This window comes from Morganella psychrotolerans (assembly GCF_001676055.1).
GTDB classification, from domain to species: Bacteria; Pseudomonadota; Gammaproteobacteria; order Enterobacterales; family Enterobacteriaceae; genus Morganella; species Morganella psychrotolerans_B.
Genome location: NZ_LZEX01000045.1, coordinates 195749 through 205502, shown reverse-complemented (window position 1 = coordinate 205502; position 9754 = coordinate 195749). Strand labels below are relative to the sequence as shown.

Sequence of the window (9754 nt, the reverse complement as noted above, 5' to 3'; positions counted from 1 at the left end):
CGGTTATGACCGATAAGCCTGCCTGAGTTAATTCCTGAGCGCAGGTCTTTTTCTCGGTCATCACCAGCCCTTTTTTGCGAAAAGCTCCTTCATAGCATGATTTTCCAGACTAACTTCCGCAAACAACTGCTTAAGCCTGATATTTTCATCCTCAAGCTCTTTAAGCCTTTTAATATCAGCCGCTTCCATACCGCCATATTTTGATTTCCAGTTATAATATGTGGCGTTACTGATCCCGTTCTGACGGCAGATTTCGTCGACCTTCATACCAGAGTCAGCCAGCTTTAAAATACTGACGATCTGCGATTCGGTAAAACGTGCTTTTTTCATCATGACCTCTGCTGTTTTCAGGGCAGAAAATCTAATTATAGTTGTTTCATTTTAGGGGAAGTGGACATCCACAAATGCAATAACTGCAGTACCTTTGATAATTGTTGGCTGCATATCTCCAAGTAGTCCAATATCGAGAAAGCAGTCATCCTTCCTCACACATGTATGTTCGAACGAACATTCATACTTCACAACAGACTCCTCTCATGATCATATGAAGCACGGAACACATCACAAACGTTTTTACACCAGGCTTATTAATTCACAGCTTCGGACCTGAATTCACGGCTGCCCGAAAACAGCACAACAGATTTAGCACCTCTTGAAAGGGCAACATATAAATTACTTGCGCTCATGCTGCCAGCATCAAGTATTAGGGCATGATCACACTCCAGCCCTTTCAAAAGGAGTGTCGAGCCAATAGACCTGCGAGTAATTCGCCTGTCTCCCTGGTACCTTCGCTGCTCCCGAACCACCGAGGCTGCCTCATAAATACTCATCTCAGGGGAACTGACAGACAAACTTAGCGCATCCTTTAGAGCCTGACAGGCACCTGAGCGGTAAACACGTGTTCCCTCTTTTTCCTCCAGATGCTGTAGTGCAGAGCGGGTATTCTGCCTGGAAGGCTCTCTGATAAGCGTAATCAGCGCATTTTCAAGTAAGGAGGCAGCCGTACGGTTTCTGCCCGCCATAATGCGACTGACGCGATGTAACGTCAGGTTAACTTCCACATTGGTCATCATTTCAGTCGCAATACGCAGTAGCCTTTCCAGCATACCGGAGCCAGTATCTTCGCCATCCAGCCCCTGCGCCATTCTCATCACATCACTCAGATCGACGGGTTCAACCACATCAATTCCATTTATGCGCTGAGCAAACTGGTGTCTGGACGTGACTCTGCGGGAATCACCCAGCACCAGAAGTGAGTCATCAGGATATTGCCGCAACAGCGCGTAATATTCCTGTTGCTGGCGTACAAAGTTTGCATTCTGATCGCGCGTCAGTGAATGGAAACGGACAAAATCAGGACAGGACGCTAGGTCAAGACTCTCACCGTTGAACAGCTTTTCCCTTACATCTAGGATCCATTCACCCAGCGCAGGAGCATTCACATTATTCCAGCGCCATGGGGTATCTAAGGTTGTCAGAAGCGGGAAGCTCACCTGAACCGTATCTCTCCAGTGAGGCATCGGGCCACTGAAGCTGAATATACACTGCATGGGATCGCCAAACACGACGGTGGGCAGAAGATGAGATAAGGCAACAGTCATCTCATGTTGCAGAACATTACAGTCCTGATATTCATCAACCAGCAGACGTGAATAGGAAGCTCTGACGGCTTCATTGATATTCCCCCCCCGGAGCAGCGCAAACACTGATCGCCGAAGCGAAGGGTAGAACCGGTTAGGTACTTCCGGCCCAACATCCACCGGACACAGGCTAGGAAAACTGCCTGCAATTCTTAGCGCCCACCCGTCAATGGTGGTCACAACATAGTTCTGTGAGGGGACAGAGAAGCGTTTAAGCCGTTTCTTCAGCGCGGTAACCCCGGCAGTGGTGTGTGTCAGCACAAGATAAGGCTTATGCTGGGCAACACTGAGCACTTCGGTGATCAGATGTGTTTTCCCACATCCGGCCGGGGCAACAACCAGACCTCTGCGGGCACTCAGCACGGCCTCAATACTCATCCCTGATCTCCATTATTAGCCGCCCAGTTACGCAATTCCCTTATCGTGGCACGGAACGCCTCATCGAATGAGCGGATATGGGGTGCGATAATGTTTTCAGCAAGGACCTCAGCTTTTCCAATGGATTTAAACCAGCCATATTTACCTGCGGCTTTCGCCACCGGAATTCTCATTCCATCTTCAGGTGCATGGGTACAGTTCTCAAAACCATAAGCATTCTGAGAATAGTTCTTAATATTTTGGTCAACTCTTTCTTCACCATTAAGCTCAGCGGCAAGCATAACAATATCGCGTATCATTTCGACCGGGCACCATCTCAGGAGAGCCCCCTCTGTTGAAAGTTCCGCCCCCCACTCGAAAACAGTGACTCCACTACGGCGACAGGCTTCAGTCTGCTGCCTGTGCGCCTCTTCCGTAATATCAGAGTCTTTAAGTAACGCGGTTCTGTAGCCCAGTTGAGTAAAGACGCGGGCCCGCTTAAAATAGTTGTCACCCCCACTGCCATCTACGGCAAAAACACCCCGTTCCTGAAATCCAGGGCGTCTGTTACGCTGCCAGATAAGATCAATTCCACGAATGAACCCGACCTCTGTACTCCCTTCCCCCACAATGACCGCTTTACTGAAAAAAGCTTCGGCGCAGGCACGTAGCGTGGCCTGTTCCTGATCGTCGCCAGTTAACGTCAGAAATGCATGTGATGGGGCCAGAGACCCAGCGTCAGATTTACGCATAACACAAAGTTGTGTTGCCTTCAGCTCACGAAGCACGTAGGGAGAGTGCGTGGTAATGAAGACTTGTGCCACAGGCTCAGCGTCACGGGAGCCTAATTTATGCAGGAGTCGACTGATCCTGTATGGCTCAAGCCCATATTCAGCCTCATCAACCAGTATTATCCCGGGGTTACCCACCGCTTTTTGCAGGCCGGCAACAAGCAGCCGGGATGATCCGGTCCCCAACATTCGTAATGGCGTGCTGTCACTGTTATGCAGGCTGATGGCACTATTGGACAGTGAAACACCATTAACATCGAGAAGCGCCTTTAATTCACCGAGTGGAACACCGAGCTCATTCGCGATGGTCTGCACCTCACCCAGAATGCCCTCAAGCTGCGGCATCTCCTGTGCAGCAAAGTTTTGCCGGGTCTGACGAGAGAGTTCCGCCAGGGTTGAGCTGACATTGAAGGTCTCTTCAGAAAGTTTATGAAGCACCGAGCGGTTACCCCAGGCCAGATGATGATGGGCGACGGTTCCTAGACGTGTAGGATGAAGGCATTCTCTGTGCTTCCACTGAAGTCTTTTCTCTATCCCCTCTTCCGCAGCCCGTTCAGAAAACAGAAACCAGTCAGGTTCAAGATCTTCGCTAACCATCAGTTTCAGCGTAATGACCATCTCATCATTTTGCTCAGGCTCGTCATGAATTTCGCGAGTGTTAAGATCAAACCCGCGAAGAAACCGGCCATAATGCTCCAGATTGAGTATGCCATCATCAAGCTTGCCGAGAGTGGCGCAGATAGAGATGGGATCACCTGTGTTCATCAGATGGAAATCAGCATCGCTAAATGAGCTGGAACGTCTAGCCCCCAACACCAAATCAATGGCATCAAGAAAAGTGGATTTTCCCGAATCGCCTGGGCCGATAAGACAATTAAAACCTGGGTCTGGATACCAGTCTGCCTGTCGTATTGATCTAAAGTTTTCGATACTGATATACCGGATCACTGCCATCTGCTTTCTCGCTGCGTAGGAATATTCATTATTTAGTCTTAATTTGAAAAATATTATTACATAAGATGAGATGTTTTTTTATGATACAGGTAGTTATGCGGGAAAATCGATACAGGAGAATTTATTCTCTTCAATTGAAAGAGATAAAGGGATACCAGTCGTGCCGTACCTTGCTCGATGGACAGACCCCAACAGCCTCATGACATTGTCCGTCAACTGAAGGCCATGACCGAGCTTCAGCGAGAATATTTACAGGGATGGGTATAGGCACAGTGGCTGCCACAGTGACCGACATCGGTGGTTTCACCAGTGCACTGGGGTACGAGCAGCTACGGAGTTATCCTGGAAGGTTGCCGCTGTATGCCGAAAACGTAGAGAGATTTTATCGCTCTTGCCTACCATTGCCGTGAAAAACTCGAACACAACTCCAGCAAAACAATAAGCTATCAAACGCGTCATCAGATTTTGGGATTCAATGACGCGCAAGTTGATTGGGACTGTGCTCTCTCATTTGGGTCAGGAGCACCAATCTAAGTGAGTACCAGCAAGATTACAAAGTAAATAACAAAAAATAAAAACATTAAATATCAATGAAATAGGAAGAAAACCAGTATTTAACGTTTAACCATTTCTTAGAATGATATAATGCACATCAATAAAACCTATGAATCACAAGGAGTTATTCTTTAGCTATGTCCGACGATGAAGCGATTGATGCAACTAACGGCTCAAGTCCCGTTGGGCGAGGCGGCGCAGGGGTTTATATAGAGGGGCAAGTGGGAGCATTCTATCTTATTACACTGCTCGCAAATACTGAGCCCCGTGGATTACCAGGTTCACGTATCTTGAGTGTTGGTTTCCAGGGTAAAGATCTCGGCTACGCGCTTGATGATCTGTATATGCAAGGCATGTCTGCATCAGGTAAAACGCTTTTAGAAATCCAATCGAAGCGCACGATCACATTCTCACCTAGGGACTCAGTCTTCAAAGAAGTTTGCGAGCAGATAGCTAAAAGCTTCACAAAAGATATCCCAGAAGAACGACATCGTCTTGCTGTTGCAACACAGCGCACGAGTAAAGCCATCTCAGGTCCCTACCAAGATGTTCTTAAATGGGCGCGTACGGCTCAGAATGGCGTTCAATTCTTCCAACGTCTTGATAATAAAGGCATTTACGGTGCCGAAATGCGAAAGTTCAGCAAGACCTTCCAAACCAACCTAATTGCAGCGGGTGTTCCCAAAGATGATGAAACGATTTGGAAAATTTTCAAACGGTTTTTGATCTTAGAATTTGACTTCGAATCATGTTCTCCGCTGGCTCACACCCACGTATTGTCGATATCCAAACAGATACTCTCACCAGAAGACGAGAGCAGAAGTGAAGCACTCTGGAGCAATCTGATCGAGATATCACTGGAGTCAGCCAAGACAGGTAGAGTCATAGATCGCCTAACACTTCAAAATATTCTTATCGGACGGGGTTTTCGACTCCTCAGCGACAAAAAATTCTATATAGCTCGTGAAAGGATGGCTGAATTATCCTGTCAATCCCTCGCCGACATAGGTAATACAATCGCAGGCATACATCTTCCTAGACTTCGAGCTGTAGCTTTACTCGAGAAAGCTTTAGATGAACACCGCTTTGTAGAAATCAAAGGCGGGCCAGGTGTCGGTAAATCAGCTGTACTCAGAAATGCTGCTGAACGTATCATCAGCGAAGCATTGGTTCTCGTACTTGACCCACTGACCACTCCTGAAGGTGGTTGGGCTGCATTATCACAGGTATTAAACATTCGGACGACTTTAAAAGAGTTTCTGAATGATCTCGCTGTTAGCGGCGGCGGAGTCCTTTTTATTGATAGCCTTGAGATGTTCACATCCCCAGCACAGCGCAGAACGATTAATGACCTACTGCGGGAGATTGCTGTGACCAATGGATTTTCAGTTGTTGCAACATCACGCCTTCATTTTAATTCCGAAACTGAAAGCTGGCTTGCGCCCGATGTCATATCAACGCTCGGCCAGCCTCAAACAATAATCGTTAATGAGCTTGATGAAGAAGAAGTAAAGACTTTGCGTATTCTCGCACCTGAACTTGGCTTACTTCTAAAATCAAGCCACCCAGCCTCGAGCATCGCTCGCAATTTGTATAGGCTTTCACGATTACTTAAAGTTCCATCAGTCGCGAAAGTACACTCTGAGGTAACACTCGCCCAACAATGGTGGAAATCAGCCGATAATGCAGATCCAGTAGTTCTACGAGCCGCTCAGCGGTTAATTGCCAGGATAGCGGAAGCTACACTTGCGGGCCGCGATTTATTAAACGTTTACGACGATTCACCTGCGCGTTCACACTTACTTGATTCGCAGAGTTTGATCGAGCCAAATAGAGATCACTTACGCTTTTACCACGATGTGCTTCGTGATTGGGCAATCGGTGCAAGGCTTCAGGAAGAAGACGGCATATTATCCAGACTAAATCTTGAAGTGCCAACATCACCAAAAATATCACGAGGCATAGAATTCGCCGGTCGTTTTGCACTTGAGCTCAATCCAGATTGTAACTCATGGCTAAGATTACTTGAGAAACTATCCCCCCCAGGAGCTCATAGCTCTTGGCGGAGAGAAGCACTCATGGCGATCATTCGCTCAGAACTTTCCCAAGAACAGCTCGAACGTTGCAGTCAGATACTCCTCGTGAATAACGGTTCATTACTCATAGAACTATCTATTGCAATTACAACCATTGAGACCGTACCTCCTGCCGACTTTGTATCAGGGAAATCGGAAGAATTAATAATGTGGGCTTCCTCAATTCCTAAAGAAATTAGAATTGCATCTTCTGATTCCGCTTTAAAACTTTTAATATGGTGCATACGACATGCGGCTGAAATCCCAATTCAGGCAATCGCATCCATCTTAGCGCTAGTAGAGACTCTACTTTTACTATTTCAAAAAATTCCCGTAATCGCAGAGGCTACAGGCAACATGCTCTTTGACTGGTTGGTAAAACTTGATGATCCAGATAGCAATATCAGTATTCCCGGAGCGCAAACTAGAAACTTATCGATTGAGCACTATCGTATGCTGGAAAGATTAAGGATCACATCTTTAACTTTTTCCAGTTACATACCTGTTCGCCTTAAAACCTATTTAAAAGCGTTATTAGAGCAAAAAAAAATTCTCTACGCTTGTAAATTTACGTCCTGCAAGTTCCATCATCGCGGGCGTGACACCTCAAGAATTTGCGGATTTGGTTTCAGCAAGCTTGATAGTACCTAAAACCCAGACTGGATTGTCAAAAACATGTCTAGATTCTGATTCGGCTGAAAGATTCCACGAAAGCCTGTACACTCCACCTTCCCCCACACACCAACCATTCCTCAGTCTATTAGAAAAAGCTCCAGTAATAGGTCTTGAGCTGGTACAAACTTTAGTTAATGAATCGGTCACTCTGCAATTTAGTGGCGAGCAACAGGGAAAAAACGGTATCACTCTCGTCTTTGACAACGGCCCGAGGTTTTTCCCTTGGACCGAAACTTATTTCTGGTCACACGGTCAGGCACCTAAATCTTCTACAGCATCTGCACTCATGGCTCTAAAGCTATGGGGGGACAATCGTATCCAAGCAGGTGAGCCGTTAAATACCGTTATCGGAGATGTTCTCGGCCATATTGGAAGTTGTGCGGCATTTATCTTAGTTGCGGTCGATCTTCTGCTTTCAAATTGGCCAGAAAGTCAAGAGTTGCTAATACCCTTTATCACTTGCCCAGAACTTCTGTCGACTGATTTCGGCAGAACATCATTTGAAAATTCTATGTATACAGGACCTGGGAGTAATCTTGAGCCAGAAGGAAAGGTAATACTCACCAACGTCAAATCGAACCCCCTACAATTCAATTGCTTGGAATACTATCTAGCTAATTACTTCACTAATGATGAAACATCGAAACGCATCCGATTGCAGCTAGAAACCTCTGTAGCCAAGCTAGGTTACTATGGAAACCTATCGGGCTTTGACGATCCGGCATTTATGGGTTTCCATGCGCTGAATATCTTAGACCCTCGTAATTGGATTTTAGTAGATAGCAACTTACTGTACCAAGCTCCAACGGTGGAAGTGGAACATCTTGAAAAGATTAAAAAACATTTCCGCTCAGTTGACATCAATAGACAAATAAATATTGCCATAAGCGATGCGGCCCATGGTTCTACTGAACTCGCACGCGAAGCTGCAGAACTAATGCAAAAAATTTTACCAAACAATATCGATTCCGATGCACTTAATTCTACATCGACGAAGTTGGCAGCCGTTGCAATGCTCATAGTTCGTGACGGCGATGATTTTCTATTAAAAAAATATGAATCATGGGTGCGCGAAGTAATACTACAAATATTCGCTGCAGGCGATGAACGCTACTCACCCTCAGAAAAAATGCATGAATACAGCAAACAGGCTCTCGCAGCAATGGCCCAAGTTCATCTGTGGTGCCGTCTTCACTATGAGAAGGATCGAAACGCACTACTAAGCACAGCTACACGAGGTGACTGCTGCACTGCAATAGCCTTATCAACCAACTCAAACATCATTAATGCTAATGATTCGCTATTACTAAAATCAGCCATCCGCATAGCCTTCAAGGCTAACAATTGGTGGTACCACCCTTGGGACAAGGCCAAAAAAAATACCGAGCCTTACGTGCAATTGAAAATGGAAGGCGACCGTCTTGCAGTTGAAGCTGAAATCGCTTGGTTGGATGGACTTTCTGAGCCATTGTGGCCTATTTTTGCAGATGATAATCCGAGCGAGACCACACTTTTGCCCGCCAGAGCCCCAGAACCAGAGGTACTTCAAGATTTAAACGAGAGCAGCACTACATCCAGCCTTGTGAAACATATTCACACCGATAGTAGAGCGGCAGCACTTTGGCTAGCTCTTATTGCCAGAGAAATATCGCCTCCAGCTTGGAGTTCAGAGATTATCGACAATTATACCCGATGGTCAGCAACAATGAATGGGCTAGGTCAACCACTTGATACTGTCCATGTAAGTGCATCAAGGGAATGGAATAATGAATTCTATACCATCTTAGCAAATGAACTAATTAAAAATGATGAAAAACGGTTCGACGAAAATTTAAGGATGATTGAAGAATTACCAGATAGCTCTTTTTGTGACGTCGCGGAGATTCTGATTCAAACCACTGATGCATGGTATTTAAAAGACTCTACACGTCCGTCCACACGCCCTGTAGAGCTTCGCAAGAGAATAGTAAACCGTTTACTATGTCTGCAACGATGGTATCATCCTCCAATACTTGGACAAATATCCATTGATGTAAACCTTAGTGGTATAATCGCGACTCTTTTTATTAACACCCTTAATTCTTCCGGCAATACGGAAAGCTACATTTTGCGATCAGAGTTTGAAAGGGCCATGCCTCTACTAGACGTCCTAAAACCTTTATTAAATGGCGGCCCGACTCCATTTTTAGCGAAGTGTGTTATGAATACTCTATCCATATCACACGATTCACGAAACCTAGACTTTCTATTATTGGCGGCCGAAGCGTGGCTTGATCGACTACCCAATGACAAAATAATTTGGGTCGAGTACAGATTCGGCAGCAGGATTATTGAATGGCTTTTTGCGTTTATGACAGAAGAACCATCATTCCTTAAGGACAAAAATATACTACTCCATAGGATGAATATGGTCATTGGTAAGCTCGTTAGTCTCGGTGTTTCTGAAGCATATGAACTCGAAAAGCTTATTGGACATAATAGTTCAAGTTCTTGAATGTGTTTCCATGTTTGTAGTAACTAAGTCTCGAGAATGACTGTTCTATGGCACATCATCCCAGTCGAATGCCTTAAAGGTGGTCATTTTGGTGGTCTTGACAGGAAGGAATTTTAGATTTATCTTCTTTATTAGCTAGTTACTGGCAAAGGCGATCCCAGTCAGAGAGCCAACTTTTAAAGCCCGCTCAATGAGCGGGCTTTTTGCTTTTCT

The 9754-nt window shown here is 45.7% G+C and carries 4 protein-coding genes and 1 pseudogene; 2 read left to right on the top strand and 3 right to left on the bottom strand.

The window, feature by feature from the left end:
- The 3 genes and pseudogenes from AYY17_RS19915 to AYY17_RS19905 form a co-directional block, all read right to left on the bottom strand.
- Positions 1–330 (bottom strand): annotated as a pseudogene (locus tag AYY17_RS19915) (transposase); the annotation flags it as partial.
- 257 nt (positions 331–587) lie between these two features.
- Positions 588–2018 (bottom strand): UvrD-helicase domain-containing protein, encoded by a 1431-nt coding sequence (locus AYY17_RS19910; protein ID WP_067426752.1) that lies wholly within the window; start codon positions 2016–2018, stop codon positions 588–590.
- The gene (locus tag AYY17_RS19905) at positions 2015–3742 is read right to left on the bottom strand and encodes an ATP-dependent nuclease (RefSeq protein ID WP_067426745.1); all 1728 of its coding nucleotides are present in this window, start codon (positions 3740–3742) and stop codon (positions 2015–2017) included. The genes AYY17_RS19910 and AYY17_RS19905 overlap by 4 nt, the downstream gene beginning before the upstream one ends.
- Before the next feature lie 692 nt (positions 3743–4434).
- On the opposite strand from AYY17_RS19905, the gene AYY17_RS19900 reads away from it, so the two are divergent.
- Both AYY17_RS19900 and AYY17_RS19895 read left to right on the top strand, forming a co-directional pair.
- Positions 4435–7023, top strand: a complete 2589-nt coding sequence (locus AYY17_RS19900) for an NACHT domain-containing protein (protein ID WP_067426743.1) — start codon at positions 4435–4437, stop codon at positions 7021–7023.
- The gene (locus AYY17_RS19895; RefSeq protein ID WP_156656746.1) at positions 6971–9541 is read left to right on the top strand and encodes a hypothetical protein; all 2571 of its coding nucleotides are present in this window, start codon (positions 6971–6973) and stop codon (positions 9539–9541) included. The genes AYY17_RS19900 and AYY17_RS19895 overlap by 53 nt, the downstream gene beginning before the upstream one ends.
- The last annotated feature ends 213 nt before the right edge of the window (positions 9542–9754 follow it).